Origin of the sequence: Saccharothrix luteola (assembly GCF_020859565.1) — a bacterium.
Taxonomy (GTDB): domain Bacteria; phylum Actinomycetota; class Actinomycetes; order Mycobacteriales; family Pseudonocardiaceae; genus Actinosynnema; species Actinosynnema luteola.
The window spans coordinates 95,491-122,000 of sequence record NZ_JAJHUO010000021.1 but is presented as its reverse complement, the minus strand read 5'-3'; the positions used below and the strand labels follow the sequence as shown (position 1 = coordinate 122,000).

33 protein-coding genes are annotated in these 26,510 nt (G+C 71.3%); 15 read left to right on the top strand and 18 right to left on the bottom strand.

Annotated features, from left to right (window positions below; genetic code table 11):
- Positions 1 to 13 precede the first annotated feature (13 nt).
- From bagB to LNK82_RS28205, 4 genes are read right to left on the bottom strand one after another with little or no spacing between them, the layout of a single operon-like run.
- Complete coding sequence (gene bagB, locus LNK82_RS28220) at positions 14 to 1,129, bottom strand: ATPase BagB (RefSeq protein ID WP_230570035.1); 1,116 nt, start codon at positions 1,127 to 1,129, stop codon at positions 14 to 16.
- Positions 1,126 to 2,118, bottom strand: coding sequence for an ATPase BagA (bagA, locus tag LNK82_RS28215; protein ID WP_230570034.1), 993 nt, complete (start codon positions 2,116 to 2,118; stop codon positions 1,126 to 1,128). The genes bagB and bagA overlap by 4 nt, the downstream gene beginning before the upstream one ends.
- A 55-nt stretch (positions 2,119 to 2,173) precedes the next feature.
- The gene (locus LNK82_RS28210) at positions 2,174 to 2,425 is read right to left on the bottom strand and encodes a hypothetical protein (RefSeq protein WP_230570033.1); all 252 of its coding nucleotides are present in this window, start codon (positions 2,423 to 2,425) and stop codon (positions 2,174 to 2,176) included.
- Between the two features lie 32 nt (positions 2,426 to 2,457).
- Positions 2,458 to 2,727 carry a hypothetical protein gene (locus tag LNK82_RS28205; RefSeq protein WP_230570032.1) on the bottom strand — a complete coding sequence of 90 codons (270 nt, stop codon included), beginning with the start codon at positions 2,725 to 2,727 and terminating at the stop codon, positions 2,458 to 2,460.
- 95 nt (positions 2,728 to 2,822) lie between these two features.
- Here LNK82_RS28205 and LNK82_RS28200 point away from each other — a divergent pair, with 95 nt between their 5' ends.
- From LNK82_RS28200 to LNK82_RS28175, 6 genes are all read left to right on the top strand, one after another.
- On the top strand, positions 2,823 to 3,680 hold the full coding sequence (locus LNK82_RS28200) for a helix-turn-helix domain-containing protein (RefSeq protein WP_230570031.1): 858 nt from the start codon (positions 2,823 to 2,825) through the stop codon (positions 3,678 to 3,680).
- Entirely contained in the window at positions 3,677 to 3,859 is a 183-nt protein-coding gene (locus LNK82_RS28195; protein ID WP_230570030.1) for a DUF397 domain-containing protein, read from the top strand. The genes LNK82_RS28200 and LNK82_RS28195 overlap by 4 nt, the downstream gene beginning before the upstream one ends.
- 69 nt (positions 3,860 to 3,928) lie before the next feature.
- On the top strand, positions 3,929 to 4,084 hold the full coding sequence (sp36, locus tag LNK82_RS28190; RefSeq protein WP_106616451.1) for a Sp36 family protein: 156 nt from the start codon (positions 3,929 to 3,931) through the stop codon (positions 4,082 to 4,084).
- Positions 4,081 to 4,539, top strand: a complete 459-nt coding sequence (locus tag LNK82_RS28185; protein WP_230570029.1) for a RidA family protein — start codon at positions 4,081 to 4,083, stop codon at positions 4,537 to 4,539. Before sp36 ends, LNK82_RS28185 begins: the two co-directional genes overlap by 4 nt.
- A gap of 1 nt (position 4,540) precedes the next feature.
- A complete protein-coding gene (locus LNK82_RS28180) occupies positions 4,541 to 5,143 on the top strand; it encodes a hypothetical protein (protein ID WP_230570028.1) in 603 nt (200 codons plus the stop codon).
- A 92-nt stretch (positions 5,144 to 5,235) separates the two neighbouring features.
- On the top strand, positions 5,236 to 6,483 hold the full coding sequence (locus LNK82_RS28175) for a hypothetical protein (RefSeq protein ID WP_230570027.1): 1,248 nt from the start codon (positions 5,236 to 5,238) through the stop codon (positions 6,481 to 6,483).
- Positions 6,484 to 6,540: 57 nt separating this feature from the next.
- Here the strand turns inward: LNK82_RS28175 and LNK82_RS28170 are convergent, their stop codons facing one another.
- Both LNK82_RS28170 and LNK82_RS28165 read right to left on the bottom strand, forming a co-directional pair.
- Positions 6,541 to 7,440, bottom strand: a complete 900-nt coding sequence (locus LNK82_RS28170) for a Gfo/Idh/MocA family protein (protein ID WP_230570129.1) — start codon at positions 7,438 to 7,440, stop codon at positions 6,541 to 6,543.
- Positions 7,441 to 7,448: 8 nt separating this feature from the next.
- A complete protein-coding gene (locus LNK82_RS28165; RefSeq protein WP_230570026.1) occupies positions 7,449 to 7,805 on the bottom strand; it encodes a hypothetical protein in 357 nt (118 codons plus the stop codon).
- Between the two features lie 28 nt (positions 7,806 to 7,833).
- On the opposite strand from LNK82_RS28165, the gene LNK82_RS28160 reads away from it, so the two are divergent.
- Together LNK82_RS28160 and LNK82_RS28155 are read left to right on the top strand one after the other, a co-directional pair.
- Positions 7,834 to 8,637: an NUDIX hydrolase gene (locus tag LNK82_RS28160; protein WP_230570025.1), complete on the top strand. Its 804-nt coding sequence runs from the start codon at positions 7,834 to 7,836 to the stop codon at positions 8,635 to 8,637.
- Entirely contained in the window at positions 8,634 to 9,407 is a 774-nt protein-coding gene (locus tag LNK82_RS28155; RefSeq protein WP_230570024.1) for an MBL fold metallo-hydrolase, read from the top strand. The genes LNK82_RS28160 and LNK82_RS28155 overlap by 4 nt, the downstream gene beginning before the upstream one ends.
- On the opposite strand, the gene LNK82_RS28150 is transcribed toward LNK82_RS28155, so the two are convergent.
- Positions 9,393 to 9,707 (bottom strand): YybH family protein, encoded by a 315-nt coding sequence (locus LNK82_RS28150; protein WP_230570023.1) that lies wholly within the window; start codon positions 9,705 to 9,707, stop codon positions 9,393 to 9,395. The genes LNK82_RS28155 and LNK82_RS28150 overlap by 15 nt on opposite strands.
- A gap of 25 nt (positions 9,708 to 9,732) precedes the next feature.
- On the opposite strand from LNK82_RS28150, the gene LNK82_RS28145 reads away from it, so the two are divergent.
- Positions 9,733 to 9,960 carry a hypothetical protein gene (locus LNK82_RS28145; protein ID WP_230570022.1) on the top strand — a complete coding sequence of 76 codons (228 nt, stop codon included), beginning with the start codon at positions 9,733 to 9,735 and terminating at the stop codon, positions 9,958 to 9,960.
- Positions 9,961 to 10,236 carry a winged helix-turn-helix transcriptional regulator gene (locus LNK82_RS28140; RefSeq protein WP_230570021.1) on the top strand — a complete coding sequence of 92 codons (276 nt, stop codon included), beginning with the start codon at positions 9,961 to 9,963 and terminating at the stop codon, positions 10,234 to 10,236.
- 233 nt (positions 10,237 to 10,469) lie between these two features.
- Here LNK82_RS28140 and dnaN read toward each other — a convergent pair whose 3' ends face one another.
- The 4 genes from dnaN to LNK82_RS28120 form a co-directional block, all read right to left on the bottom strand.
- Entirely contained in the window at positions 10,470 to 11,576 is a 1,107-nt protein-coding gene (gene dnaN, locus LNK82_RS28135) for a DNA polymerase III subunit beta (protein WP_230570020.1), read from the bottom strand.
- Between the two features lie 48 nt (positions 11,577 to 11,624).
- On the bottom strand, positions 11,625 to 12,860 hold the full coding sequence (locus LNK82_RS28130) for an MFS transporter (RefSeq protein WP_230570019.1): 1,236 nt from the start codon (positions 12,858 to 12,860) through the stop codon (positions 11,625 to 11,627).
- A 450-nt stretch (positions 12,861 to 13,310) separates the two neighbouring features.
- Positions 13,311 to 13,985 carry a Crp/Fnr family transcriptional regulator gene (locus LNK82_RS28125; protein WP_033441932.1) on the bottom strand — a complete coding sequence of 225 codons (675 nt, stop codon included), beginning with the start codon at positions 13,983 to 13,985 and terminating at the stop codon, positions 13,311 to 13,313.
- A gap of 199 nt (positions 13,986 to 14,184) precedes the next feature.
- On the bottom strand, positions 14,185 to 14,436 hold the full coding sequence (locus LNK82_RS28120; RefSeq protein ID WP_015097743.1) for a hypothetical protein: 252 nt from the start codon (positions 14,434 to 14,436) through the stop codon (positions 14,185 to 14,187).
- 281 nt (positions 14,437 to 14,717) lie between these two features.
- On the opposite strand from LNK82_RS28120, the gene nth reads away from it, so the two are divergent.
- The 4 genes from nth to LNK82_RS28100 are packed head-to-tail and all read left to right on the top strand — an operon-like array spanning position 14,718 to position 17,936.
- On the top strand, positions 14,718 to 15,485 hold the full coding sequence (gene nth / locus LNK82_RS28115) for an endonuclease III (protein WP_230570018.1): 768 nt from the start codon (positions 14,718 to 14,720) through the stop codon (positions 15,483 to 15,485).
- Complete coding sequence (locus tag LNK82_RS28110) at positions 15,482 to 16,084, top strand: TlpA disulfide reductase family protein (RefSeq protein ID WP_230570017.1); 603 nt, start codon at positions 15,482 to 15,484, stop codon at positions 16,082 to 16,084. The genes nth and LNK82_RS28110 overlap by 4 nt, the downstream gene beginning before the upstream one ends.
- Entirely contained in the window at positions 16,081 to 16,752 is a 672-nt protein-coding gene (locus LNK82_RS28105; RefSeq protein WP_230570016.1) for an NUDIX hydrolase, read from the top strand. Before LNK82_RS28110 ends, LNK82_RS28105 begins: the two co-directional genes overlap by 4 nt.
- On the top strand, positions 16,749 to 17,936 hold the full coding sequence (locus tag LNK82_RS28100) for a MarP family serine protease (protein WP_230570015.1): 1,188 nt from the start codon (positions 16,749 to 16,751) through the stop codon (positions 17,934 to 17,936). The genes LNK82_RS28105 and LNK82_RS28100 overlap by 4 nt, the downstream gene beginning before the upstream one ends.
- A gap of 6 nt (positions 17,937 to 17,942) precedes the next feature.
- Here the strand turns inward: LNK82_RS28100 and LNK82_RS28095 are convergent, their stop codons facing one another.
- The 5 genes from LNK82_RS28095 to LNK82_RS28075 all read right to left on the bottom strand — a co-directional run bounded on the left by LNK82_RS28095 (position 17,943) and on the right by LNK82_RS28075 (position 23,493).
- On the bottom strand, positions 17,943 to 18,869 hold the full coding sequence (locus LNK82_RS28095) for an alpha/beta fold hydrolase (protein ID WP_230570014.1): 927 nt from the start codon (positions 18,867 to 18,869) through the stop codon (positions 17,943 to 17,945).
- 8 nt (positions 18,870 to 18,877) lie between these two features.
- Positions 18,878 to 19,348: a phage holin family protein gene (locus LNK82_RS28090; protein WP_230570013.1), complete on the bottom strand. Its 471-nt coding sequence runs from the start codon at positions 19,346 to 19,348 to the stop codon at positions 18,878 to 18,880.
- Positions 19,349 to 19,407: 59 nt separating this feature from the next.
- A complete protein-coding gene (gene nhaA, locus LNK82_RS28085; RefSeq protein ID WP_268997191.1) occupies positions 19,408 to 20,616 on the bottom strand; it encodes a Na+/H+ antiporter NhaA in 1,209 nt (402 codons plus the stop codon).
- Positions 20,617 to 20,744: 128 nt separating this feature from the next.
- Complete coding sequence (gene acs, locus LNK82_RS28080) at positions 20,745 to 22,721, bottom strand: acetate--CoA ligase (protein WP_230570012.1); 1,977 nt, start codon at positions 22,719 to 22,721, stop codon at positions 20,745 to 20,747.
- Between the two features lie 202 nt (positions 22,722 to 22,923).
- Entirely contained in the window at positions 22,924 to 23,493 is a 570-nt protein-coding gene (locus LNK82_RS28075) for a GNAT family N-acetyltransferase (RefSeq protein ID WP_230570011.1), read from the bottom strand.
- A gap of 91 nt (positions 23,494 to 23,584) precedes the next feature.
- On the opposite strand from LNK82_RS28075, the gene LNK82_RS28070 reads away from it, so the two are divergent.
- A complete protein-coding gene (locus tag LNK82_RS28070; protein WP_230570010.1) occupies positions 23,585 to 24,310 on the top strand; it encodes a Fic family protein in 726 nt (241 codons plus the stop codon).
- 192 nt (positions 24,311 to 24,502) lie between these two features.
- Here LNK82_RS28070 and kynU read toward each other — a convergent pair whose 3' ends face one another.
- Entirely contained in the window at positions 24,503 to 25,624 is a 1,122-nt protein-coding gene (gene kynU, locus LNK82_RS28065) for a kynureninase (protein WP_230570009.1), read from the bottom strand.
- Positions 25,621 to 26,436: a tryptophan 2,3-dioxygenase gene (locus LNK82_RS28060; RefSeq protein WP_230570008.1), complete on the bottom strand. Its 816-nt coding sequence runs from the start codon at positions 26,434 to 26,436 to the stop codon at positions 25,621 to 25,623. The genes kynU and LNK82_RS28060 overlap by 4 nt, the downstream gene beginning before the upstream one ends.
- Between the last annotated feature and the right edge of the window lie 74 nt (positions 26,437 to 26,510).

The following is a 26,510-nucleotide window of genomic DNA, read 5'->3' as shown; positions in this document are numbered from 1 at the left end:
CCGGCCGGACTCCCTACTCGCCCGCCAACCGCCGACCGATCTCGTGCAGGCCGTCCAGGTCGTGCACGTCGGTAGGCAGCGCGGGTACCCCGATCAGCGGAACACCGGGGTGCGCACGGGTGAACCGCGCGAGCAGTCGCTTCTCCCGATCGGCGACGGCCACGCGATCCGCGTGCACCCGCAACACCGCGGCAGCCAGCGGAGCGTCCCCAGTGCGCTCGAGCCGGTCCGCCGCCGCCAACGCGCCTGGTGCCGGCAAGGGGGCCAGCACCGGGTGCGTCCGGTTCGCGACCAGGCCGGTCAACGGCATCCGTTCCGCGCTCAACCGCTCCACGAAGTAGCTGGCTTCGCGCAACGCGTCCGGTTCGGCCGCCGCGACCACCAGAAATCCGGTTCCGGGTGATCGCAGCAGCTCGTAGGTGGCCTGGGCGCGTTGCCGGAAGCCACCGAACATGCTGTCGAACGCCTGCACGAACGTCGAAGCGTCCTGCAGGAGTTGGCCGCCGACGATCGTGGACACGGCCTTGGTGAACAGGCCGAAGCCCGCGCCCACGATCTTGCGGATGCCGCGCCCGCCCGCCCGGGCGGGCGCCGACAGCATCCGGATCAGCTTGCCGTCCAGCACCGTCGACAACCGCTGCGGCGCGTCCAGGAAGTCCAGCGCCGACCGGCTCGGCGGCGTGTCCACGACGACCAGGTCCCACTCGTCGCGCTCGACCAGCTGGCCGAGCTTCTCCATCGCCATGTACTCCTGCGTGCCGGAGAACGACGTGGAAATCGTCTGGTAGAACGGGTTCGCGAGGATCTGCTCCGCCCGCTCACGACCGGCGTGCTGCCACACCATGTCGTCGAACGTGCGACGCATGTCCAGCATCATCGCGTGCAGCTCGCCCTTGACGCCCTCCACCTCGACGCGCCGCGGCTGGTTGTCCAGCTCGCCGAGGCCGAGCGACTGCGCCAGCCTGCGCGCCGGGTCGATGGTCAGCACGACGGCACGCCTGCCGCGTTCGGCGGCGCGCACGGCCAGCGCCGCCGCCGTGGTCGTCTTGCCGACGCCACCGGACCCGCAGCACACCAGCACCCGGGTCGCCGGGTCGTCCAGCAGCGCGTCCACGTCGAGCCGGTTCACCGCACACCCCGCCCGACCAGCACCTCGGCCAGCTCGTAGAGCGCGGCCACGTCCACCCCGTCGGTCACCTCCGGCAGTTCCAGCGTCGGCAGGTCCGCCTCGGCCAGCTTCTCCTTCGCCCGTTCCTCCATGCGGACGCGCAACGCGTGCTCCACGGTCTGCTCGACCAGCCCGTCCAGCACGTCGCCGTCCACGTCGAGACCGGCCGCCTCCAGCCCGGTGCGCACCCGGCCGACGTCGACCCGCCCCTCGGACGCCGACGCGACCGACCGCGCGGGCAGCCGCGGCGGGCTGACCCGGTTCACGAACACCGCGCCCGGCCGCAGGTCGGCGGCGTCCAGCTCGGCGACCGCGTCCAACGTCTCCCGCACCGGCATCTCCTCGAGCAGCGCGACCAGGTGCACCGCCGTGTCACCGGAGTGCAGCAGGTTGACCACGCCGTCGCTCTGACCCTTGATCGGCCCCACCTTGGCGAGGTCGGCCATGGCCCTGGTGACGTCCAGGAACCGGACCACCCGACCGGTCGGCGGCGCGTCGAGCACGACGGCGTCGTACTCGTGCCGCCCGGTCTTGCCCGCGCGGCGCACGCACTCCTTGACCTTGCCGGTGAGCAGCACGTCCCGCAGGCCGGGGGCGAGCGTGGTGGCGAACTCGATCGCGCCCATCTTCTTCAACGTCCGGCCGGCGAAGCCGAGGTTGTAGAACATGTCGAGGTACTCGAGCAACGCCGCCTCGGGGTCCACCGCGAGCGCGCGCACCTCGCCGCCACCGGGCGCGGACGCGATCCGCTCCTCGGAGTACGGCAGCGGCGGGCGGTCGAACAGCTGCGCGATGCCCTGCCGGTTCTCCACCTCCACCAGCAGCACGCGCCGTCCACCGGTGGCCAGCGCCAGCGCGAGCGCGGCGGCGACCGTGGTCTTGCCGGTCCCGCCCTTGCCCGTCACCACGTGCAGTCGCGCACGGGCGAGTTCGTCGGTCCAGCCGTTCACCAGATCAGCCTATGCGCGCCGCCCTGAGAACCGCTGGCCACGCCGCCTGCCACGGTCAGTCCCACATGGTGACGAACACCACCGCGATGGCGGTCGCCGCGACGACGCCCCACGCCAGGACCGACGGCAGCACGTACGCGATCAGCACCGCCACGACCGCGACGATCACCGCCCCGACCAGCAACGCCCGCATCACGTCGGGCCGCTTGGCGCCCTTGCGATCGCGCGCCTGCGCCATCCCGACCAGGATCATCACCAGCCCGCCCAGCAGGAACGCGCTGGTGGCGACGATCCGCCACGTTTCCACGTGATCAACGCTAGCGCCGCGTGATCGCCCAGTCACGTCACGCTTTGGGGCTCCGGCACCACCTCCTCCCCCTCCACCCACACCAGGCGCGCCCGCGCCGTCCTGTCGATCGCGAAGTACCAGAGCGCCCGCTCCGCGCTCGTGGTCGAGATCCGCAGGCCCGGACCACCCTCCGGACCCGTCACCTCCGCCGTGCCGTCCCCGAAGTCCAGGCCCCACGCCGCGACCCACCCGTCCTCGGCGTCCTCCTGGACGATCGCGAACAGCTTCGGAGCCTCCGCGACCACATCTGCGTCTTCCATGGCTGAATGCTACCGTTCGAGCTGTTCAAATCTTGGAAATCGAACGAGTGAAGTTCGATGGATGGACCGTCACGGACAGTGGTTAGGGTGATCGAATGGCTATCGGCTCGACGCGCGGCAAGCGACGCCTCGGACGTCACATCCGCCCGATCCTGGACAGGTCCGGGCTCAAGGTGGACGACGTCGTCAAGCAGTCGCGGGTGTCGCGCCCGACGATCACCCGCATGCTGTCCGGCGAGGCCCTGGCGCGCTGGCCCGCATTGGCCATGGTGCTCGACGTCATCGGGGCGACCCCGGAGGAGAAGACGCACGCGCTCCAGCTCTGGGAGGTCGCCGACGTCGACCCCTCGGCGATCGAGCACGCCCGCGACCTGCCCGCCAACTACAAGCGCCTCCGGATGGACGAGCTGGAGGCGGTGCGGGAACGCACCCTGGACTCGGCCCTGATCCCCGGCCTGCTCCAGACCGCCGGCTACGCCGAAGCCCTCGCACGCGCCGCGCGCCGGCGCATCATCGGCGACAGCTGGGATGCGCACGCGGCGGCCGAGCGGTCCGATCGGCAGGCGGCATTGACCAGGGAGAACCCGGTCGAGTACCAAGCTTTGATCGACGAAGGCGCACTCCACCGCCTGGTCGGCGGCCCCGAGGTGATGGCGGACCAGTTGGACCACCTCGTGGAGATGGCAGGGCGGCCGAACGTGACGATCCAGGTCCTGTCCCACGCGGCCGGGGCGTACGGGGCCCAGGTCGGGGCGATGTTCCTGCTCGACTTCGACCAGTCGGACGAGCCGCGCGCCGCCTATGTGGAAGCCCTGACCGGGATGATCCCCGTAGACGATGAGGAAGCCGAGGTGCTGTCAGCGGTCTGGGACGACGCTGCGCGCCTCGCGCTCACGGCGGAGGACTCCGTGGGCCTCATCCGGGCAGTACGGCAGAGACTGGGAGTGGCATGACCGACCGGACATGGCGCAAGAGCAGCAGGAGCGGTTCTGACGCCCAGTGCGTCGAGTTGGCGATCGGTGGGCAGGTCGCCGGGGTGCGGGACACCAAGAACCGGGACGGCGGGACGTTGGAGTTCGGCGTGCGGGCCTTCTCCGCGTTCCTGGCCGATGTGAAGCGGTCTCGGGTCTGAGCACGGCGTGACACGAATGGGGGTACTCGGACGGGTGCCCCCATTCGACACCCCGCTAGGCTGCCGCTCATGCAGAAGTGGGAGTACGCGACGGTCCCGCTGTTGATCCACGCCACCAAGGCGATCCTGGACCAGTGGGGTGACGACGGCTGGGAGCTGGTCACCGTGCTGCCGAACCCGAGCGGTGAGCAGCACGTCGCCTACCTGAAGCGGCCCAAGGCATGAGCTGGACGGCACGTCTGGCCGAGCTGGGTGTCGAACTGCCCGAGGTCGCGGCTCCGGTCGCCTCCTACGTGCCCGCCGCGCGCACCGGGCAGCTGGTCTTCACGTCCGGGCAGCTGCCGTTCGTCAAGGGCTCGCTCGCGGCCACCGGCAAGGTCGGCGGCGACATCAGCCCCGAAGAGGCCAAGGCGCACGCCCGCACCTGCGCGCTGAACGCGTTGGCCGCCGTCGACGCGCTGGTCGGCCTGGACAAGGTCGTGCGCGTCGTCAAACTGGTCGGGTTCGTCGCCTCCGCCGACGGCTTCACGGGCCAGCCCGCCGTGATCAACGGGGCCTCCGACCTGCTCGCCGAGGTGTTCGGTGAAGCAGGGCGGCACGCGCGGGCCGCGGTCGGCGTCGCCGAGTTGCCGTTGGGCGCGCCGGTCGAGGTGGAACTGATCGTCGAGATCGGGGAGTGAGATGTCGGACACGTGCCACGAGCTGTTGCTGAGGCTGGCCGGGCGGCTGCCGGACGACCTCCTCTGGAGGTTCCGGGACTGGGCCGCCACGGACGCCGTCGCGGTGCTCGCGAGAGCCCTCCCGCGCACGTTGCTGCACGACAGGATCGGTCTGACGGACTACGAGCAGCGCCTGCTGGCGGACGCCCTCGTGCCGCACGGGGCCGACCGGTCCACGATCAGTTCTGTCAAAGGGCTGGACGAACTGCCCGAATCCGGCTACACCTTCTCCCCGGAATCACCCGATCGGGTGTCGATGGGTGATTCCGCGACCGTGGTGCTCGGAGCGACCTTGCGGGGACGCCTCGGGGTCGGCGAAGTCCGGTCCTCGTGGCGGCTGGGCGAGGGCGGACCCAGGAGGCTGATCCTGGTCACCGCCTCGACCGGCGAAGCCCGGCTGACCGGTGAGCTCCAGCGAGTGCTGCGGGCGCTCGGCGAGCACGACCCGTGTGTTGAGGTCCTGCCCGCCGGACTGGACCTGCCGCCCTACCACAGGGCGGCGTTGGCGGCATCGGAGCTGGTGTGCGCCGGCGCTGACGCCGACGGGCACTTGGTGCCCGTATAGAGCTCGGCGCTCCCGCGCGAGCCGGAAGGAGAACAGGCGTGACGAACGACGGAGTGGGACTCCCCGTCCGTTTACACGACCTCCTGTTGGCGTTGGCCGGACGTGTCGACGACGACGCGTTGACACAGGCTCGGGAGCTGCTGGCGGTCGCTGAGCTGGACAGAGCCGTGGAGCTCGTCGTCGGCTGCCTGCTGGCCGGCCGCATCCCGGTGTCGCCGGAGGAACGCCACGAGATCGGCTGGCTGCTGGGCGAGGTCCGGTCGGACCGGACGCTGGCGGACAAGCTGTTCGCGGTGGAGCGCGTGCCGGTGGTCAAGCACCGGTTCAGCGTGGAGTCCGACCCGGCCGAGGGCCTGGGCGACGTGCTGGGCAAGACGGTGTCGGTGCTGCCGGACGTGCGCGGCGTGCGTGCCACGTGGCGGTCCACCCCGGCCGGCGCGACGCCCGGACCGCTGCCGCAGCGGCTCGTCCTGGTGGACATCGGCCCGGCGGGTTTCGCGCCGGCCACCGCCTACCGGGTGGACACCGTGCTGCGCAAGGCGGGCATCCGGGCGGCGGTCGAGGTGCTGTCCGTGGGCACCCAACTCGGCGAGTACCACGCGGCGGCCGTCACCACGGCGCGCGAGGTGTTCTTCCCGTCGGGGTCCACGAGCCCGCAACCACCACCGGACTCGGCCGCGTGGTTCGACGGTGAACCGCGGGGCCAGGCACCGGTGGTCGAGCCGGAACCGGTGCCTGTCGAACCCCAGAACGGCTCCAAGTCACGTCGGGCGCGCGTCGAGTCCTACGAGGGCGTGCAGCCGTTCCCACCCAAGCCGGTGAAGCGGCTGCCGGTGCGAGAGCCGGTCGAGGACGTCCACGTCGAGGAAGCGCGCGTCGAGGACGTCCACGTCGACCACGTCCACGTCGACCACGCTCGTGTGGACGACGTTCGGGTCGATGACGTCCAGGTCGTCGACGAGGTGGTCGACGTTCACCCGGACGAGGTGCTGGACGTGCGCGTCGAGGAGACACCCGTCGAGCCGCCGCCCGTGGTCGACGAACGGCCGCCGATGCCGATGTTCGCGTTCCCGGACGACCACCCGCTGTCGCGGGCCGAGGTCACCACGGAGCTCGGGCCGGACGACCTGGCCGCGTTGCAGGCCGCGTTGGCGGAGGGGCAGGCGCCCGCCGCCGTGCAGCTGCCGCCGACCGTGGACGCCAAGCTCAGCGACCGGGAACGGGCGTTGTTGCAGCAGCTGCACGAGGAGCTGGCGCAGCGGGAGCAGCAGTCGTGGCCGGGTGGTCCCGAGTTCGTCAACGGGACGCCCAAGCCGACGAACGGCAAGTACCCCGGCTAGAGGTGCCACAGCTCGGCCCTGTCGTCCCTGGTGAGGGGGCGGCAGGGCCGAGCTGCTTCACGCTTCGGCCTTCCTCCGGGCCAGGTCGATGATCCGCTGCAGGTGCAGGCCGCGGCGGACGTCCAGCGGGTGCTCGGTGGTGCCGCTGTCGATCATGGCCACGAAGTCGTCCAGCAGGTTCGTGAAGGCCTGTTGCGCGGTCGTGCCGCGGTCCGCCAGCACGCGGTGGCCGTGCTCGCCGTAGACGATCACCTCGGCGATGCCCGGGTCGAGCGGCAACGTCATGGTCATCGTGGCCACGCTGGTCGCGCCGCCCTCGTGCCGGAACACGATCTGCCACAGGCCGTGCTCGGAGCGGTTGGCCGCGATGACGTCGGTGATCGTGCCCAGGGTGGCGTCGAGCAGGTCGAACGCGTGCGGGCCGATGTCGTCCAGCGGGCCGCGTTCGTGCCGCCACGGCGAGTGCGAGAACGGGCCGCCGAGGAGCGCTCCGGTGAGCCAGCGCGCGCTGCCGCCCACCCAGCCGCCTTGCTGCTCGAGTTGGGCCAGTTGTTCGCGGGTCTCGGGGGCGTAGCGCTTGGTGAGGACCACCAGTGACGCGACGCCGTTGGCCTTGACGGCGTCGGCGAGGCGTTCGGCGTCGGCGAGACCGGCCGCGATCGGCTTCTCGAGGATGAGGTGCTTGCCCTGCTCGGCGGCCTTGATCGCGATCTCGGCCTGGACGCCCGGCGGAACGGCGAACGCCACCGCGTCCACGTCCGCGATGAGCTCGTCGGGTGTCTTGGCGATGGCCGCGTCGTGAGCCGCGGCCAGTTCGGTGGCCGCCTCTTCGCGACGGGCCCAGATCGTGGTCAGGCGGGTGCCCGGGTGGTCGGCGATGCCCGGCGCGTGCACCATGGTCGCCCACGGGCCGGCACCGACGAGTCCTACGCGCAGCTGTTCGTCCACTTGGCCCATCCTGCCTTTCATCGGCCGCCGACGTAACTCGATTGCGGGACGAAGATCCGGCCGCCGTGGTCGAACCGCAGCTCGACGCCGTCCGGGCGGCGTTCGACCTCGGGCGTGGTGTCCCAGCCGCTCGGGATCTCGACGACGTGGCCGTAGTCGGGTGTCCGGCCGAGCCAGACCTCGTGGTGCGTGCCGCCGATCAGGCTCGAGCGCTCTTTGACGTAGACGTTCGGCGAGCCCTCGTTCGTGCTGGTCGTGGAGCTGCCGGGGAGGAAGAGGATCACGGCGGCCGTCGCCGTCAGGGCCGTGCCCAGGATCGCGCCCGTGACGAACAGCAGGACGTTGAGGAGGCAGCCTTTGCGCGTGGTGTCCACATGCGGATGATCCTCGTAGGCTCGGGTCGTGCGCGAACTCCCCGATGAACTCGTGTTGCCGGCCTCCGCGGTGCCCCCGGACTTCAGCGGGCCCCCGGTGGAGCCCCGTGACGCGGCGACCGTGGTGCTGGTGCGTGATGGCGCGGCGGGGCTGGAGGCGTTCCTGCTGCGGCGGGTGGCCGGGATGGCGTTCGCGGGTGGGATGACGGTGTTCCCCGGTGGTGGGGTCGACCGGCGTGACGCGGACACGTCCTTGGCGTGGAGCGGGCCGCCGCCGTCGTGGTGGGCCTCGCGGTTCGGGTGTTCCGTCGAGTTGGCCACGGCGTTGGTGTGCGCGGCGGTGCGGGAGACGTTCGAGGAGTCCGGGGTGCTGCTGGCCGGGCCTTCGTCGTCGTCGGTGGTGGCCGACACGGCCGCTTACGCCGCGGCGCGTGCGGCGTTGGTGGGGCGGGAGTTGTCGTTGGCGCAGTTCCTGGCTTCGGAGGGGTTGGTGCTGCGGGCGGACCTGCTGCGGCCGTGGGCGAACTGGTTGACGCCGGTGGAGGAGCCCCGGCGGTATGACACGTACTTCTTCGTGGCGGTGCTGCCGGAGGGGCAGAGTGCCGACGGGGTGACCACGGAGGCTTCGGACGCGGCTTGGCAGCGGCCCGCGGAGGCGTTGGCGGAGTGGAAGGACGGGCGGCGGGCGTTGATGCCGCCCACTTGGGTGACGTTGTCGGAGTTGGACGAGTTGGGGTCGGTGGCGGCGGTGGTGGACGCGCCCCGGACGGTGTCGAAGGTGATTCCGAAGCTGGTGCGGGAGGGGTCGGTGTTCCGGGTGGTCGTGCCGTGAGCGGGTTGGCTTATGGGGTGTTGCGGCAGGTCACGCCCACGGCGGCGGTGCTGCTGGCGGAGAACCCCGGTGTGATGACGTTGGAGGGGACGAACACCTGGGTGCTGCGCGCGCCCGGGTCGGCGTCGTGCGTGGTGGTTGATCCCGGGCCTGCGGACGACGTGCATCTGGGGCGGATCGCGTTGGAAGCGCCGGTGGAGGTGGTGCTGCTGACGCACGGTCACCCTGACCACTCGGATGGGGCACGTTCGTTCGGGCGACTGGTGGATGCGCCGGTGCGGTCCGTGGATCCGGCGTTCCGGTTGGGTGGGGAGGGGTTGGCGGAGGGTGACGTGATCTCGGCGGCCGGGTTGTCGATCCGGGTGTTGCCGACGCCGGGGCACACGGCCGATTCGGTGTGCTTCCTGTTGGCCGACGCGGTGTTGACGGGGGACACGGTGCTGGGTCGGGGGACGACGGTGGTCGCCCATCCGGATGGGCGACTCGGTGACTACCTGGAGTCGCTGCGGCTGTTGACCACGCTTCCGGTGGGCACGATCGGGTTGCCGGGGCACGGGCCGGAGCTGCCGGACGTCGTGGCTGCCGCTGGTGGGTACTTGGTGCACCGGGAGCAGCGGTTGGCGCAGGTTCGGGCGGCGGTGGAGGCGTTGGGGGGTGCTCCGACGGCGCGTGAGGTGGTGGAGGTGGTGTACGCGGATGTCGATCGTTCGCTGTGGCCGGCGGCGGAGTGGTCGGTGCGGGCGCAGTTGGAGTACCTACGCGATGCCTGACGGGTTGTCGATCGCGTAGCGCCAGGCCCCGTCGGGGCCGCGGCGGGCGACGTCGGTGGCCGTGCCGGTGATGTCGGTCGCTGTGCCGGTGACGTCGCCGATGCGCCAGTCGACGATGAGCAGGGCCAGGTCGTTCCTCGTGATCACCTTTCGGGTGACGATGGTCATCTTTTGGGTGAGAGCGAGGTGTTCGGCGAGCTCGGCGGGCTGTGCGCCGGCCTCGTAGAGCTCGCTGGGGTCGCCGGCGTTGAAGGCCTGGGCGAACAGCGGGGGCAACTCTTCAGGAGTACGAGCGATCATTCGGGTGACGCTAGGAGGACGGCGCGTGACCAACCAAACGGTGAGTACCAGGCCGCGCTCCGAGGCCACCGCAACCATCTCCGAACCCGCGGCCGCAGTCACGCACACCATCGCCGACCGTGCCGCCGCCGACCCTGCCGCTGACGCGATCACCTACCGCCCCGCCATCACCGGGGCCGCTGCCCCGACCAGCGCCTGGGTGGGCGACCCGCACGGCGAGGTCGATCACCCGGTGCCCGACTGCCCGGTGTAGGTGACGTTGCGGGCGTTGCGCGGTCGGTGGACGACGTTGGTGGTGCGGGAGCTGTTCGCGGGCGAGCGGACGTTCGGAGACTTGGCCGCCGCGCTGCCGGCGTTGTCGGACAAGGTGCTCAGCGACCGGCTCGGGCAGCTCGTCGCGTGCGGCGTCGTGGTGCGGGTGCGTGAGCCGGGATGGCCCAGCCGGGTGCGGTACTCGCTCACGTCCCGTGGGCACGCGCTGCGTGGGGTCCTGGACGCCATGTGGGTCTGGGGCGCTGCGGCGACGTAGGCGGCTCAGCCCGCGTGGTCAGGCAGGGCGGTCGTGTGGCGTTGGCGGTCGTGTGGCGCATGGCGATGGCGGCGGGTGGCGCTGGCGGCCGGTGGCGGTGGGGTGGCTCCCGGGTGATGGGGGGTAGTGGGTCGGGGGTGGTCGAGGCGTTCCGCTGGTTTTCAACCGAGGTGCGGTAACGGTGTTCCCGTACACTTTTCGGCGATGATCACTCGATCGTGTTTGGCGGTGGGCTAGGAGACGGTTCGGAGGGGGACGACCAGGTAGGTCAGTTCCACTCCGTCCGGCCCTGCCTGGCTCGTCAGGACGGTGGAGCGCAGGCCGTCTTGGATTCGTAGTTCGACTCGGCGGCCGCTGAAGGCGCGCAGCGCATCGGCCAGGTACTTGGCCTGGAAGGTCTTGGTCACGCGGTTGCCGTCGATGGTGGCCTTGATCGACTCCTCGGACTCGCCGCTCTGCGGGTCGCTGCCGCGCACGCGCAGCTCACCGTCGTCCACCTGGATGGTGACCGAACCATGCGGCCCGGCGTACGGCACGGCACGTCGCACCGCGCCGGCCAGCACGTCGGCCTCCACCAACACCGTGCTGTCGATGACCGCCTCCAACAGCTTCCGCACTCGATCGTCGGGGAACGGGGCCGCCAGCAGCGCCGTGCTCACGCTCCCGCCCGCCCACGACAAGGCGATGCGGTCCGCGTCGGCGTGCACCGTCACCTCCGCCGCGCGGTCCGGCTGCCTCGACGCCTCGGCCAGCACCACCGCCGGCGCCAGCACGTCCAGCTCACCCGTCGGCGCCCACGGTAGCGAAGCGAACGCCATGCGATAGCGGTCGGTCGCGATCAGTTCCAGCCGACCGCTCGGCGCGCTGTGCATCCGCACCCCGGTGAACATCGGGAGGGCGTCGTCCTTCGACGCGGCCGACGACACCGGGGTCAGGGCGGCGGTCAGGGTGACCGCCGGGATGGTGCCTGCGGCCGGCGGCAGCGGGGGGATGCCCGGGTGGGACGCGAGGTCCAGCAGCGGCAGGGCGAAGCGGGCCGTCGAGGTGCGCACGGCCAGCCGTGATCCCTCGACGACCAGTCTGACCTGAGGGTCTTCGAGGCCGCGGAGGGTCTCGGCCAGGGGACGGGCCGGGACGACCACGGCGCCGTCGGTGTGCACGGTGGCGGCACGGGTCAGGCGGACGGCGTGCTCGCGGTCGCTGCCCGCCAGCTCGACGCCGCCGCCGGACGCGCGCAGCACCAGACCGGCCAGCACCGGGTCGTAGACCCTGGTCGGCAGGAGGCGGGCGACGTCGGCAGCGGCGGCGGCGAGGTCGGCGGTGGTGGCGGTCAGGTCCATGCCGGTGAAGCTAGACCCGACCACCGACAATTCCGGGGCCCGACGACGTCAGCGCGAGACCAGGGCCAGTTCGTCCTGGCGCAGCGGCACGCCGGCCGCCACCGTGCCGCGGAAGATCCACACCAGGGCCGCGATCACCAGACCGGCGCCCGCCGCCGCGACGAACGCCACGCCGGTGCCGTAGACCTCGACCAGCTGACCGCTCGCCGACTGGCCGATCGCCAACCCGACCGTCACCGCCGTCACCACCCAGCCGAACGCCTCGGTGGCCGTCCCGGCGGGCGCGACCTGCTCGATCGCGGCCGAGTGGGTGGTGGCCTGCGGCGTGATCAGGGTGCCGACCACGAACAGCGCCGCACCCAGGCCGATCAACGTCGTCGGCACGGCGAGCAGCAGCGACAGCACCGCGAACCCGCCGAGCAGCACGGGCAGCCGCAGGTGCATCGCCCGCGGGAACGGCTTCATCGAGTACAGGATGCCGAACAGCACCGAGCTCACCGACCACAGGCTGAGCAGCAACCCGCCCATGCCGACGTGACCGGCCTGCGCCGCGGCGGCGGGCACGGCCACCTCGATGAACCCGATCGTCACGCCGAAGCCCAACGCCGCCAACGCGACCGTGCGCATGCCGGGCGACGCCAGCGCGCCGAGCAGGTTCCGGCTCATGGGCTCCGGGCGGACACCGCGCACCGTGGGGTTCAACGCGAACCACAAAGCGCCGACCACCATCGACGCCGCGCCGATCACCACGCCGGTCCCTGCCCACGGCGCCGTGACCAGCAGTCCGGCCAGACCGGGACCGAGGATGAAGAAGACCTCCATGCTGATCGCCTCGTAGGCGTACCCGGCGAGCCGCGTGGGCCCGGCGGGCAGCACCTGCGACCAGAGGGCGCGGGACGCGGACCCGACCATCGGCTCGGTGATCCCGACCAGGAACGCCACCGGCACCAGCACGGCCAACGTGGCGCCGGCCTCGACCGCGCCGATCGCCAACGCCACGAACACCGCGAACAGCGACACCGCGGCGAGCAACGGGCGGGTCGGCCCGTGCCGGTCCATCAACCTGCCCTGCACGATCGACCCGACCGCGACACCCACCAACGACGACGCCGACACCAGACCGGCCGCCGCGAACGAGCCGGTCTCGCGCTGCACGTAGAGCAGCAGCGACAGACCGACCATCGCGATCGGCAGGCGGGCGAGCAGGGACGCGACCACGGGGCCGCGCATGCCGGGGGTGGTGAGGGCGGCTCGGTAGTCGGAGAGGCGGGCAGAGTGGGACATGCGTACCAGTATGCCCGACACTGGTACGCCCGTACCAGTCATTGCGCGGTGTGATCCATCACCTGGTCACCGCGGGTGCGCCGGATGGTCTTGAACCGTCCATCGGCTGGGAGTGGATTGCAGTTCGATTACAACAATGGGATGACCGGGTGAAACCACCCGGAGAAACCGCTGAACAGAGGGTCCTTGAGGGTGAACGGGCTTGAGTTGCGGGGGAGGTGGCGTGCGATCGTGGAAGCAGCCACCACCAAATCACCACCCAGCCGCTGTCGCGCCGTTTCAAGCGCGGTAGCAGCGGGTAACCAAGCCTCCTTCCGGCGCCACGAGGGTCGGGGCCTGCGGGTGCCGGAGGTGTGGAAGGCGCGGTCTGTCGGGGGATGGGCCGTGCGGCAACAAGACCGGTGCGCCGCGTCGGGGGCGGCGCCCGGTCTTGTTGTTCCTCCGGTGCTGTCAGCGGGCGCGGCGGGCCAGGCGCTCCGGGTCCAGGATCAGCACGCTCTTGCCTTCCAGCCGCAGCCAACCGCGGTGGGCGAAGTCGGCCAGGGCCTTGTTCACCGTCTCGCGCGAGGCGCCCACGAACTGGGCGATCTCCTCCTGCGTCAGGTCGTGCGTGACCCGCAGCAGGCCGGCCTCCTGGCTGCCGAAGCGCTGCGCGAGCTGCAGCAACGCCTTGGCCACCCGGCCGGGCACGTCGGTGAAGATCAGGTCGGCCAGCATGGAGTTCGTCCGGCGCAGCCTGCGGGCCAGGGCCCTCAGCAACTGCTCGGCGATCTCCGGCCGGTTGGTGATCCACTGCCGCAGCGCTGGGCGGTCCATGCTGACCGCGCGCACTTCGGTCACCGTGGTCGCGGTGGACGTGCGCGGACCGGGGTCGAAGATCGACAGCTCGCCGAACATGTCGGACGGTCCGAAGATCCCCAAGAGGTTCTCCCGGCCGTCCGGCGACTTGCGGCCGATCTTCACCTTGCCGGACTGGATGATGTAGAGCCGGTCTCCCGGCTCGCCTTCCGCGAAGATCACGTGGCCACGCGGGAATTCAACAGACTCCAGCGTCTGCGCCAGCGCCTCCGCTGCGGCCTGTTCAACCCCCTGGAAAATGCCCGCGCGGGCCAGGGTCTCGTCCACCTCGTCCCTCCTGTCGAGACGCGGCGGCATGGTTGAGCGCGTTCCGCCTTCTGGCGGATCAGCGCCTGCCGCCGATCACTGAGTGCAGTCTAAGGGCTGTGGTCGGGATCGCCTTTCGGCGCGCCGCCCTATCGCAGCCCGGACAGCCCGATAAGGCCCGCGGGGGGTTGACCCCGTGGGCCTCGCCGGTCCTTCCCGCTTAGCGGCGGGTGCGCCGCTGACGCAGGTTCCTGGCACGACCGCCCAGCCTGCGCAGCCGGAACAGCTCCAGCGCGCGGCCGATGCCGTGCCCGTAGAGCGCCCTGACCTCGTCGGGGCGCGCCGACTCCAGGAACTCCTCGACCTCGTCCTCCTGCACGGCGACGTGCCGCAGACGAGCTTCAACGCGCTCCATGAAGAGCGCGAAGAACATGATCACGATCGGAACGGCGATGACGAACCAGGCAGTCATGATGGCTCCGATCCTTGCGCATCCGGTTCGGTGCGCGGTCAAGGGGGGTCACTCCGGCGTGTCGGTTCGAGGTCGTTCAGACGGTCGAAGGACGTGTGCGGTCGGCCGATGGTTGCCTGCCCACGATCGTCGCGCGCCAAACCGGACGTCGCCCGCCGGACCCATCCCCCGCCAGGGTGGGACTTCCCGGCGACCCGGCGAGACGCCGCAGGGAACCCCCGCCGGACTTCGCGGGCGACCGAGCCGCCGTGCGCACGGCGCCGGCCAGTAATCTCGTCCGCATGGCGAAGAGCGCGGTGAAGCAGCCGGAGACGCGGCTGGGGCTGGTCCGCCGGGCGCGTCGCATGGTGCGGGTCCTCGGCGAGGGTTACCCCGACGCGCACTGTGAGTTGGATTTCACCGAGCCGCTGGAACTGCTGGTGGCCGTGGTGCTCTCGGCGCAGACGACGGACGTGCGCGTGAACCTGGTCACGCCCGCGTTGTTCAAGCGGTACCGGACGGCGGCCGACTACGCCTCCGCCGACCGCGCCGAGCTCGAAGAGCTGATCAAGCCGACCGGGTTCTACCGCAACAAGGCGACTTCGCTGATCGGCCTCGGTTCCGCGCTCGTGGAGCGGTTCGGCGGCGAGGTGCCCGGCCGGCTGAAGGACTTGGTGACGTTGCCCGGCGTGGGCCGCAAGACCGCGAACGTGGTGCTGGGCGACGCTTTCGGTGTGCCGGGGATCACGGTCGACACGCACTTCGGCCGGCTCGTCCGCCGCTGGGGCTGGACCCAGGAGGAGGACCCGGTCAAGGTCGAGCACGCGATCGGCGCGCTGGTCGAGCGCAAGGAGTGGACCTTGCTCTCGCACCGGACGATCTTCCACGGCCGCCGCGTCTGCCACGCCCGCACGCCCGCGTGCGGCGCGTGCCTACTGGCGCCGCAGTGCCCGTCCTACGGCATCGGCCAGGTCGACCCGGTCAAGGCGCAGAAGCTGGTCAAGGGCGAGGAAGCGCCGCACCTGATCGAACTCGCCGAACGCGTGCGTGCGGGGGAGAAGCTGGCGTGAGCGCGGCAGCGCGGTGGGCCGCCGTCGTCCTGGTGCTGGCGGTGGCGGGCGTGGTCGCGCTGTGGCCCCGCTCACCCGACCCGGTCGACCAGGGCGCGATCCCGACTCGGACCGAGCTGACGGTGGACCTGGACGCGGCGCGCGCCCAGGCCGCGCTCAGGCCGTGCCCGCAGGGTGCCCCGGACGCTCGGGGGCCGGAGGTCCTGCGCGGTGTGACGGTGACGTGCCTGGCCGACGGACGGCCGGTCGACGTGGCGTCCACCGTGACGGGCCGCGCTGTGGTGAACTTCTGGGCCACCTGGTGCGTTCCCTGTCAGGAGGAGCTCAAGGTCCTCGACGCCTACGCGAGGGAGCCCGGCGCGGTCGCGGTGGTCGCGGTCCTGGTGGAGAGCAAGGAGGCTGACGGTCTGGAGCTGTTGGCGAAACTCGGCGTGCGCCTGCCGTCGGTGGTCGACCCGCCCGACGCGGTGCGCAAGGCCGTCCGCGCCCAACGGACGTTGCCGATGAGCTACGTCGTCGGCGCGGACGGCGTGCTGACCCAGGTGACCGATCCCATCACCTTCACGTCGGTCGAGCAGGTGCGCGAGGTGGTCGGATGACCGCCCTGGTCGATCCGGACGACGTGCCCGAGTGGATGGGCGGGCTGGTCAAGGCGACCGCCGAGATCGACGCCCGCGCGTTCACCCGGATCAAGCCGCCGCCCGACGGCACCGGACGTCCCGCCGCCGTGCTCATGCTGTTCGGCGACGGTCCGAGCGGTCCCGACGTGCTGCTGCTGCGGCGTGCCGACACGCTCGGCTCGCACCCCGGGCAGGTCGCGTTCCCCGGCGGCGCGGCCGATCCGACCGACGACGGGCCGGTGGACACGGCGCTGCGCGAGGCGTTCGAGGAGACCGGCGTGCTTCGCGAGGGCGTGCGGCCGGTGGCGACGTTGCCGCGGCTGTACGTGCCGGTGTCCGGGTTCGTCGTCACGCCGGTGCTGGCGCACTGGGACGAGCCGTCGCCGGTCGCGCCCGTGGATTCCGCCGAGACCGCCGCGGTGGCGCGGGTGCCGATCTCGCACCTGGCCGACCCGGCGAACCGGTTCCGGGTGAGCCACCCGTCCGGGTACATCGGTCCGGCGTTCGCCGCGCCCGGCATGCTGGTGTGGGGCTTCACCGCCGGCCTGCTCGACGGCCTGCTCGCGCTGGGCGGGTGGGAACGGCCGTGGGACGGCGCGGACGTGCGCGATCTCGACCTGGCCCTGCGAGCGGTGGAGGTGTCGTGAACTGGGTCGACCTGCTCGTGCTGGCGCTGGCCGCCTTCGCCGCGGTCTCCGGCGCGAGGCAGGGCATGGTCGTGGCGCTGCCCGCGTTCGTCGGGGTGCTGATCGGCCTGGTGCTGGGCACGCAGCTCGCGCCGCTGGTCGTCTCCCGGGTCGACAGCGTGGTGACCAAGGTCGTGTTCGCGGTCGGCATCGTGGTGCTGCTGGTGGCGCTGGGCGAGACGCTGGGCGTCTACATCGGCCGCAGCATCAAGCCCAAGGTCAACTCGACCCCGTTGCGCGGCGTGGACAACGCGCTGGGCGCGATCGTGCAGGGCGCGGTGGTGTTCGTGGTGGCGTGGATGATCGCGCTGCCGCTGACCATGGTCGCGGGCCTGCCGTCGTTGGCGAAGGCGCTCAACCAGTCGGTGATCCTCTCCACGGTCGACGACACCATGCCGCAGGCCGCGCGGACGTTGGCCGACGACCTGCAGAACCTGTTCGACGTGTCCGGTTTCCCGGCCGCGATGGACCCGTTCGACCGGACGCCGCTGCGGGACGTGGGTCCGCCGGACCCGGCGCTGAGCGCGAACCCGATCGTGCGGAAGCTGGAGCCCAGCGTGCTGAAGGTGCGCGGGCGCGCGCCGTCGTGCTCGCGGGCGTTGGAGGGCACGGGTTTCGTCATCTCGCCGGAGCGGGTCATGACGAACGCGCACGTGGTCGCGGGCACGACGGACGTGACGGTGGAGGTCGGCATCGGCGAGTTCGACGCCACGGTCGTGCACTACGACGCGCAGACGGACATCGCGATCCTGGCCGTGCCGGACCTGGACGCGACGCCGCTGCAGTTCCGCACCGACGAGATCGCGCCGGGCGAGGACGGCATTGTGCTCGGCTACCCGTTGGACGGGCCGTACACGGCGTCCGAGGCGCGGGTGCGCGAGCGGATCAGGATGCTGCGCGGGCCGGACATCTACGACGCGCAGACCGTGACGCGGGACGTGTACACGGTGCGGGCGAAGGTGCGCAGCGGCAACTCCGGCGGGCCGTTGGTCGACCCGCAGGGCCGGGTGATGGGCGTGGTGTTCGGCGCGGCCGTCGACGACCAGGAGACCGGGTTCGTGCTGACGGCCGACGAGGTCGCGGAGGAAGTGGCGAAGGCACCGACGATGGTGCGGCGGGCGTCCACGCAGACCTGCGCGTCGTGACCGGCGCTAGACCTTCGCGAGGAAGTCGGTGATGTGCCGGCTCGTCGTGCCCGGCGCCTCCTGGTGCGGGAAGTGGCCCACGTCCGGCAGCACGAGGTACGCGGAGCGGCCGCCCGCCCACAGCCCCGAGTCGGACGCGGTCTGCTCCAGCACCACCGGGTCGAGCGCGCCGTGCAGCTGTAGGACCGGGACGTCCAGCCTGCGGTCCACCGCCTCGGCGAAGCGGCGGCCGTCGGCGCGCAGTTGGGACCGGACGGCCCAGCGGTGGTACTCCATGGAGCTGTGCGCGACGCCGGGCACCAGGACCGCCTCGCGGTTGCGGCGCGCCACCTCGTCGAACTCCGGTGACACCCTCCACTTCGGACCGCCCCACGCGCCGAGCATCCCGGCGACGGCCGCGCCGCGGTCCCTGGTCAGCCACCGCTCCGGGTACATCGGGAGCTGGAAGCGGAACAGGTGCGCGCTCGCCCGGCCCTGGCGGCGCGGGTGGCGGCGGATCGCGCGGCGCAGCGCCAGCGGGTGCGGCGCGGACACCGCCGTCACCGAGTAGACCAGCCGGGAGTGCATGGCGGCGACCGTCCACGCGAGCATGCCGCCCCACGCGTGGCCGACGAGGTGCGCCCGCGGTTCGCCGAGCGCCTTCACCAGGCCCGCGACGTCACCGGCGAGCGTGAACCCGTCGTACCCGCGCGGTGGTTTGTCGGAGTCGCCGTAGCCGCGCAGGTCGACGGCCACGGCGCGGTAGCCCGCCTCGGCGAGCGAGACGAGTTGGTGCCGCCACGTCCACCAGAACTCCGGGAAACCGTGCAGCAGCAGCACGAGCGGGCCCTCGCCCAGCTCGGCGACGTGCAGGCGGATGCCGTTCGCGGACACGTCGCGGTGCGTCCACGGGCCGGGCACCCGAGCGGTCGACGGGTCCGGCGGCAGCCGCACGGCGCGGCTCAGCGGCCCTCGCCGCGGTGCCGGAGTGCCGCGACGGTGTCCTTGGCCGAGTCGATGGTCCGCTGGGGCGCGCGCAGCTTCTTCACCTTCCGGTACCCCAGCAGCGCGAACAGCACCGCCGTGAGGAGCATCAGCCCGAAGACGATGAGGAACGCCGACCACCGCGGCAGCCACACGTCCAGCAGTTCCGCGCCGAAGAAGAAGAGGAAGAACGAGCTGAACAGCAGCACCGTCAGCGCGATGATGAAGTAGACGCTGCCCTTGAGGCCCTTCTTGACCTCGCCCGCGACCTCGGACTTGGCGAGCTCGACCTCAGCCCTGACCAACGTGGACAGGTGGGCCGTGGCGTCGCGCACCAGGCCGCCGATGGACGTTTCCTCCGCGATCTTCGCCGCGCTCTCCGCGGTCAACGGGATCGACGGAACAGGTGGCAGTCCGCTGCCGTTGGTGTTCTCCCGAGCGCTGGTCACCGGCTCATCGTGCCATGCACGCGGGGCCGAGGCCGCTCGACCGGCTGAACCGCTGCGGTTTACTCGTCCTCGTCCTCGTCCTCGTCGGCGCGTCGGTGCACCCGGCTGCGCCGCAACAGCAGGACCGCCGCGAGCAACGACGCCGTCAACGACGCCAGCAGCACCGCCGCCTTCGCCTGCTCGGCGGCCGGACCCTCCAGCGCCAGGTCCGCGATCAACAGGCTCACGGTGAACCCGACCCCGCCGAGCATGGCCACCGCGACGATGTCCCGCGGTCCCGCGCCGCTCGGCCACCGGGCGGCCTTGACCAGCACCGCCAACGCGGACGCGCCGACGATGCCCACCACCTTGCCCACCACCAGGCCGAGCATCACGCCCAGCGCCAGGGGATCGGTGAACAGCGAGCCCAGCGCCTCGCCGTTCACCGGCACACCGGCCGCGAACAGCGCGAACACCGGCACCGCCACGGCCGCCGACCACGGCTGCAACCGGTGCTCCAGCCGCAACGCCGGCGCCTCGTGCTCGTAGCGGTCCTTGCGCACGCGGGTCAGCAGCGCCAGCGCGACGCCCGCGATGGTGGCGTGCACGCCCGCCGCGTGCACGGCGACCCACGTGGCCACCGCGATCGGGACGTACAGCCACGGCGTCGTCACCCGCTTGTGCTGCAGGAACGCGTACAGCGCGAGCAGCGCGACCGCAGCCGCCGCCGCGACCAGGTCGAACGACGCGGTGAACAGCACCGCGATCAGGAAGATCGCGCCGAGGTCGTCCACCACGGCCAGGCTGAGCAGGAACAGCCGCAGGCCGGTCGGCAGCCCCGAGGCGGTGATCGCCAGCACGCCGAGCGCGAACGCGATGTCCGTGGCCACCGGGATCGCCCAGGCCCGTTCGATGCCGGGCTCACCCCAGCCGACGCCCAGCGCGATCAACGCGGGCACGACCATGCCGCCGAGCGCGGCCACCACGGGCAGGATCGCCGACTTGAAGTCGTTCAGCTCGCCGATCACGAGTTCGCGCTTGAGCTCGAGCCCGGCGACGAAGAAGAAGATCGCGAGCAGGCCGTCCTTGGCCCAGTCGCCGACGCTCAGGCTCAGGTGCAGCGACTCGGGTCCGACGTGGAAGTCCCGCAACGCCGTGTAGGAGCCGGAGATCGGCGAGTTCGCCCAGATCAACGCCACGGCGGTGGCGGCGAGGAGGATCATGCCGCCGACGGTCTCGGTGCGCAGGTAGCGCGCGAACTCGGCTGCGGCGGGGCGAATGCGGTTCAAGATCGACTCCGGTGGTTCGGCAACGACTCATCCTCGTGCCGACCAGGCTTCCCGGCTCACCGGAACCGACCCTAACCCAGGAAGGGGCCCGCCGACGAACGGCGGACCCCTTCCGAGTGCTCCAGGTCTCAGTCCTCGGACGCGCCCGACTTCAAGCCGCTGGAGATCAGGTCCATCACCGACGAGTCCGCGAGCGTGGTCACGTCGCCGACCTGCCGGTTCTCCGCCACGTCGCGCAGCAGGCGGCGCATGATCTTGCCCGAGCGGGTCTTCGGCAGCTCCGGCACGACCATGATCTGCCGCGGCTTCGCGATCGGGCCGATCTCCTTGGCCACGTGGTCGCGCAGCGCCTTGATCGCCTCGGCGCCGTCGGAGCCCTCGGCCACGCCGCCGCGCAGGATCACGAACGCCACGATGCCCTGGCCCGTGGTCGGGTCGGTCGCGCCGACCACCGCCGCCTCGGCCACCGTCGGGTGCGAGACCAGCGCGGACTCGACCTCGGTGGTGGAGATGCGGTGCCCGGACACGTTCATCACGTCGTCCACCCGGCCCAGCAGCCAGATGTCGCCGTCGGCGTCGTACTTCGCGCCGTCGCCCGCGAAGTAGTAGCCCTGCTCGGCGAACCGCGACCAGTACGTGTCGCGGTAGCGCTCCTCGTCGCCCCAGATGCCGCGCAGCATGCCCGGCCACGGCTGGTCGAGCACCAGGTAGCCGCCGCCACCGTGCGGCACCTCGTTGCCCTGGTCGTCGACGACCTTCGCGCCGATGCCGGGCAGCGGGCGCTGCGCCGAACCGGGCTTGGCGGACGTCGCGCCGGGCAGCGGCGAGATCATGATCCCGCCGGTCTCGGTCTGCCACCAGGTGTCCACGACGGGCGTCTTGCCCGCGCCGATGGTCTCCCGGTACCAGATCCACGCCTCGGGGTTGATCGGCTCGCCGACGCTGCCCAGCACGCGGAGGCTGGACAGGTCGTAGCGGGCGGGGATGTCCGCGCCCCACTTCATGAACGTGCGGATCAGCGTCGGCGCGGTGTAGTAGACCGACACGCCGTACTTCTGCACGATCTCCCAGTGCCGACCCTCGTGCGGGGTGTTGGGCGTGCCCTCGTAGACGACCTGCGTGACGCGGTTGGACAGCGGGCCGTACACGATGTAGCTGTGCCCGGTGACCCAGCCGATGTCGGCGGTGCACCAGTAGACGTCGGTGTCCGGCTTGAGGTCGAACACGTTGTAGTGCGTGTACGACGCCTGGGTCAGGTAGCCGCCGGAGGTGTGCAGGATGCCCTTCGGCTTACCCGTGGTGCCCGACGTGTAGAGGATGAACAGCGGGTGCTCGGAGTCGAACGCCTCCGGCGTGTGCTGGTCGGACTGGCGGTCGACGACGTCGTGCCACCAGACGTCGCGGCCCTCGGTCCACTCGACGTCGGAGTTCGTGCGCTTGACCACCAGGACGTGCTCGACGCTCGCGGCCTTGGCCACGGCCTCGTCCACGGCGGGCTTGAGCGCCGCCGGGTTGCCGCGTCGGTACTGGCCGTCGGTGGTGATCACCAGCTTGGCCTGCGAGTCCTCGATGCGGGTGCGCAGCGCCTCGGCGGAGAAGCCGCCGAACACCACGCTGTGCATCGCGCCGAGCCGTGCGCAGGCGAGCATGGCGAAGATCGCCTCGGGGACCATCGGCATGTAGATGGCGACCCGGTCCTCCGCGCCGACGCCCAGCTCGACGAGCGCGTTGGCGGCCTTGGAGACTTCGCGCTGCAGGTCGGCGTAGGTGATGGCGCGGCTGTCGCCGGGCTCGCCCTCCCAGTGGATCGCGACCTGGTCGCCGTGGCCGGACTCGACGTGCCGGTCGACGCAGTTGTAGGCGACGTTGAGCTTGCCGCCGACGAACCACTGGGCGAACGGGGCGTTCGACCAGTCGAGGACGCGGTCCCACTTGGTGTCCCAGGACAGCCGCTCGGCCTGCTTCGCCCAGAACGCCTCGCGGTCGGCGTCCGCCTCCTCGTACAGCGCGGAGGTGGCGTTGGCCTGCGCGGCGAAGTCCTCGCTCGGCGGGAACGTCCTCGTCTCCGTCGACAGGTTGTCCAGGGCGACTTGCGGCTCTGTCATGGCGGGCGGACCTCCTGAATCCGTGGGGGTGCGCACTGACCGTAGTGCGATTCAGCTCACTGCGCACCCAAAAGGTTCAGACCAATTGTGGCCGAGTTCGAAACGCGTGGGTAACTGTGTAACCCGTGGCAGGCCCCGTGACCACCGCGATTCCGCCGAACGACACCTGGGTTGCGACCAGCGGCACCTCGCGTGACTCACGTCACGTCGTGAGCTTGGCCTTCAGGTGCGGCCACTCGTCCGAGGTCATCGAGTACACGACCGTGTCGCGCAGGGTGCCGTCCGGCCTGATGCGGTGCACGCGGAGGACGCCCTCGCGGGTCGCGCCGAGGCGTTCGATGGCCTTCTGCGAGCGCTCGTTGCGCAGGTCGGTGTGCCAGCCGACGCGGAGCGCGCCCAGGTCCTCGAAGGCGCGGCGGAGGAGCAGGAGCTTGGCGTCGGTGTTGAGGGCGGTGCGCTGCCAGCGCGTGCCGATCCACGTGTGGCCGATGTAGAGGCCGCGGTTCTTCGGGTCGATCTCGTAGTACGACGTGGTGCCGGCGACCTCGTTCGTCCGCGGGTCGATCTGCGCCCAGGCCAGCCGGGTGGGGTCGGCGAGGCTGCGCTCGACGTACGCGCGGGTCTCGTCCAGCGTGGCCGGCTGGTGGGAGCTCAGCCACCGCCAGACCTCCGGGTCCTTGCCCGCCTCGTGCAGGCCCTCCGCGTGGTCGGGGGTGAGGGGTTCGAGGCGGACGTGCTTGCCGGTGAGCACGGGGCGGTCGTACCAGTTCATGCTTCGACGATAAATCGGTCAGTGGCTACTTTGCAGATCCATTTTCGGTCCGTTTCAGATGGCCACTTACCGGCGGGTAGTGTGCTGCGGCGTGACCGATCCGCTTGCCCCGCTGCTGGACCTGCCCGGTGTGGCCGACGCCGTCGCCGGTGCTCGTGACGCCGTGTTCCAGGTGCACCGGCACCGGGTGAACCTGCGTGGGTGGGCGACCACCGCGGCCGAGGCGTCCGTGCGCGCCGCCCGTGCGTCGGCGGCGTTGGACGGCGGGCCGACCGCCATCCCGTCGGACGGGACCGTGTCGGATCCCGTGCTGGCGGGGGCGTTGCGGGTGGCCGAGTCGTTGGGCGTGGTGTTCCCGACGTGGCAGCGGGCGCCGTTGCAGGCGTTGGCGCGGTTGCACGTGCTGGCGGGTGCGGACCTGGGCGGTGAGCTGGGCCGTCCCCGTTCCGCTGCGGGCGTGTCGGAGCGCCTCGGCGTGCTGTCGCAGCTGGTCACCGGCGGCACGTCCGCCCCGGGACCGCTGCTGGTGGCCGTGGTGCACGGCGAGCTGATGTCGCTGGCGCCGTTCGACACGGCCAACGGCGTGGTGGCGCGTGCGGCGTCCCGGCTGGCGTCCATCGCCACCGGCCTGGACCCGAAGTCGCTGGGCGTGCCGGAGGTCTTCTGCCTGCGCCGCCAGAACGACTACGCCTCCGCCCTGCACGGCTTCTCCACCGGCGACCCCGAGGGCATCACCCGCTGGCTGCTCTTCTACTGCGAAGCCCTGACCGCCGGCTCCCGCGAAGCCCGCAGCATCGCCGACGCCGCCTCCACCTGACCCCGCGCGTGTCGAACCCCCAGCGCCCGCGTGTCGAACGCTCAGGCCCTGCGTGTCGAACGCTCAGGACCCCCGAGTTCTACGTTCAGGACCCGGCCGGTTGTTCTGAGCGTTGAACTCGCGGTACCTGAACGTAGGACACGCGGGTCCTGAAGGTTCGACACGCGGGCGCTGAAGGTTCGACTCGCGGGGTTAGAGGAGTTCTTTCAGGGTGGCGGCGGCGCGGTCGGCGTCGGTGAAGGTGTTGTAGAGCGGGGCGAAGCCGAAGCGCAGCAGGTCCGGTGGGCGGTGGTCGCCGATGACGTTGCGCTCGATCAGCTCGCCCATGATCCGCTCGGCCTCGGGGTGGCGCAGGGTGATCTGGTGGCCGCGCCAGTCGTCGGCCGGGGTGATCACCTCGACGCCCGGCAGGTCCTCGACCAGCGACCGGAAGTGCGCGGTCAGGGCCAGGCCCTTGGCGCGGACGTCACGCAGGTCCACCTGGTCCCAGACGTCCAGCGCGGCGTCCAGGGCGAGCATCGAGATGATGTCCGGCGTGCCCACGCGCGCCCGGGAGACGCCCGGGTCCGGCGTGTACTCCGGCGACATCGCGAACGGCACCTCGTGGCCCGTCCACCCCGTCAACGGCTGCTCGAACGTCGCCTGGGCGTGCTTCGGCACGTAGAGGAACGCGGGCGAGCCCGGCCCGCCGTTGAGGAACTTGTACGTGCAGCCCACGGCCAGGTCGACGTTCAGCGCGTCCAGCTCGATCGGCAGCACGCCCGCGCTGTGGCACAGGTCCCACACGACCTTCGCGCCCACCGCGTGCGCCTGCTCGGTCAGCTTCGCCATGTCCAGCAGCCGACCCGAGCGGTAGTCGACGTGGTTCAGCAGCACGACCGCCGTCGTGTCCCGCAGGTCCAGCTCCTCCGGCGGCGCCGGCCGCAACGCCAAGCCGGTCAGCTCCGCCACCGACCGGGCGATGTACCCGTCGGTCGGGAACGTCCCCGCGTCCACCACGATCTCCATGCGGTCGGTGTTGCGCACCGCCGCCATCAGCGCCTTGAACAGGTTCACGCTGGTCGAGTCGGCCACGACGACCTGCCCGGGCTTGGCCCCGATCAGCCGGCCGACGCGGTTGCCGACCCGCTCCGGCGCCTCCCACCAGCCCTCGGACCAGCTGCGGATCAGCCGGCGGCCCCACTGCTCGCGCACGACGTGCCGCACGCGTTCGGCGACGGCCTTCGGCGGTGCGCCCAGGGAGTTCCCGTCCAGGTACACCACGTCGTCGTCGAGGTCGAACAGGTCGCGGATGTGCGCCAACCGGTCGTTCATACGTAGCTCCTGGCCGTCCACAGTTCGGGGAAGACGGAGCGTTGCGTGCGCTTCTCCAACCACGCAACCCCCGCGGAGCCGCCGGTCCCGGTTTTCGCGCCCATCGAACGGCGGGTGGCCAGCAGGTGGTCGTACCGCCAGCGCGCGAACTCCTCGGCGATGTCGGTCAACGCCTCGCCCAGTTCGAGCAGGTCGCGCGACCCGCCGCGGTAGATGTCCGCCCACACGGCCTCGACCTCGGCGTTCGGCTCGTAAGGCCGGCTGACGTCACGCTCCAGCACCTCCGACGGGATCGGCAGGCCCTGGCGGCTCAAGGCGGCGAGCACGTCGTCGTACAGGCTCGGCTCGTTCAGCAGCCGTTCCAGCGCGTCGTGCTGCTGCGGCACGGCCCGGTGCGGCACGAGCATCGACCGCGACTTCTCGCCGAGCAGGAACTCCACCTCGCGGTACCGGCCCGACTGGAAGCCGGAGCCCTCGCCCAGGGCGTCGCGGAACGAGTTGAACTCGGCGGGCGTCATCCGGGCGATCGGCCGCCACGCCGCGTTGAGCGCCTGCATGTGCAGGTCGCTGCGGTGCAGCGTGCGGACCGCCGCACGCAGGTCGTCGGCGCGCAGTTCGGACTTGGCCTGCCGCCACTCGAAGCACAGCAGGCCGAAGTACAGCTCCATGACCTGCGTGATCACCAGGAACGACATCTCACGCGGGTCCTTGGACCACTGCTGCTGCAGCGAGTGCAGCACGGAGGCGTGCACGTAGTCCTCGTAGGGCGTCGTGCCGCCGAAGTCGAGTTTGGGTGAGACGGGGCAAGTCATGCCTTCCATCATGACCGCGTGTTCGGGGTAGTTGAATGGGTGACGGACACTGATCGAGCGAAAAGTTCTTACGA

What these genes read in the sequence shown, in the direction of transcription:
- dnaN (WP_230570020.1), bottom strand. Translation starts at nt 11,576, where the DNA reads ATGGACCTGACCGCCACCACCGCCGACCTCGCCGCCGCCGCTGCCGAC.
- LNK82_RS28075 (WP_230570011.1), bottom strand. Translation starts at nt 23,493, where the DNA reads ATGAACTGGTACGACCGCCCCGTGCTCACCGGCAAGCACGTCCGCCTC.
- nth (WP_230570018.1), top strand. Translation starts at nt 14,718, where the DNA reads ATGGCGAAGAGCGCGGTGAAGCAGCCGGAGACGCGGCTGGGGCTGGTC.
- acs (WP_230570012.1), bottom strand. Translation starts at nt 22,721, where the DNA reads ATGACAGAGCCGCAAGTCGCCCTGGACAACCTGTCGACGGAGACGAGG.
- LNK82_RS28120 (WP_015097743.1), bottom strand. Translation starts at nt 14,436, where the DNA reads ATGACTGCCTGGTTCGTCATCGCCGTTCCGATCGTGATCATGTTCTTC.
- LNK82_RS28200 (WP_230570031.1), top strand. Translation starts at nt 2,823, where the DNA reads ATGGCTATCGGCTCGACGCGCGGCAAGCGACGCCTCGGACGTCACATC.
- kynU (WP_230570009.1), bottom strand. Translation starts at nt 25,624, where the DNA reads ATGAACGACCGGTTGGCGCACATCCGCGACCTGTTCGACCTCGACGAC.
- LNK82_RS28195 (WP_230570030.1), top strand. Translation starts at nt 3,677, where the DNA reads ATGACCGACCGGACATGGCGCAAGAGCAGCAGGAGCGGTTCTGACGCC.
- sp36 (WP_106616451.1), top strand. Translation starts at nt 3,929, where the DNA reads ATGCAGAAGTGGGAGTACGCGACGGTCCCGCTGTTGATCCACGCCACC.
- LNK82_RS28185 (WP_230570029.1), top strand. Translation starts at nt 4,081, where the DNA reads ATGAGCTGGACGGCACGTCTGGCCGAGCTGGGTGTCGAACTGCCCGAG.
- LNK82_RS28150 (WP_230570023.1), bottom strand. Translation starts at nt 9,707, where the DNA reads ATGATCGCTCGTACTCCTGAAGAGTTGCCCCCGCTGTTCGCCCAGGCC.
- LNK82_RS28170 (WP_230570129.1), bottom strand. Translation starts at nt 7,440, where the DNA reads ATGGGCCAAGTGGACGAACAGCTGCGCGTAGGACTCGTCGGTGCCGGC.
- LNK82_RS28060 (WP_230570008.1), bottom strand. Translation starts at nt 26,436, where the DNA reads ATGACTTGCCCCGTCTCACCCAAACTCGACTTCGGCGGCACGACGCCC.
- LNK82_RS28205 (WP_230570032.1), bottom strand. Translation starts at nt 2,727, where the DNA reads ATGGAAGACGCAGATGTGGTCGCGGAGGCTCCGAAGCTGTTCGCGATC.
- LNK82_RS28105 (WP_230570016.1), top strand. Translation starts at nt 16,081, where the DNA reads ATGACCGCCCTGGTCGATCCGGACGACGTGCCCGAGTGGATGGGCGGG.
- LNK82_RS28180 (WP_230570028.1), top strand. Translation starts at nt 4,541, where the DNA reads ATGTCGGACACGTGCCACGAGCTGTTGCTGAGGCTGGCCGGGCGGCTG.
- LNK82_RS28130 (WP_230570019.1), bottom strand. Translation starts at nt 12,860, where the DNA reads ATGTCCCACTCTGCCCGCCTCTCCGACTACCGAGCCGCCCTCACCACC.